Source organism: Nocardioides sp. (assembly GCF_024509035.1).
Lineage (GTDB): Bacteria > Actinomycetota > Actinomycetes > Propionibacteriales > Nocardioidaceae > Nocardioides.
This window is the reverse complement of the sequence record NZ_JANINT010000351.1, coordinates 1,134-1,550: the sequence shown is the minus strand read 5'-3', so window position 1 is coordinate 1,550 and position 417 is coordinate 1,134. Positions and strand designations below refer to the sequence as shown.

Sequence of the window (417 nt, the reverse complement as noted above, 5' to 3'; positions counted from 1 at the left end):
CCGCTCGCTCGCACCGCGACTGTCCGGGACGGACTTCGCGCTGGTGCTGACCAGCCCGATGCTGCGCGCCCGGCGCACCGCGGAGCTGGCCGGCTTCCCCGCGGCCGAGGTTGACGACGACCTCGTCGAGTGGGACTACGGCGACTACGAGGGCGTCACCACCCAGGAGATCCGCAAGCGGGTGCCCGGGTGGACGATCTGGAACCAGCCGGTCCCCGGTGGTGAGACCGAGGCGCACGTCTGCGCCCGGCTCGACCGCGTGGTCGCCCGCGCCCAGGCCGCCGACGGCGACACCCTCGTGTTCGGGCACGGCCACGCCCTGCGCGCGCTGGCCGCTCGCTGGCTGCGGCGGCCGGTCCCCTTCGGTCAGCACCTGCGGCTCGACACCGCCACCCTCTCCGTCCTCGGCTGGGAGCA

General features: G+C 75.1%; 1 protein-coding gene. It reads left to right on the top strand.

The annotated features are described in order from the left end of the window. Positions 1-417: histidine phosphatase family protein (locus tag Q0L15_RS21180; protein WP_296606721.1), on the top strand; the 417-nt coding region annotated here is incomplete at both ends.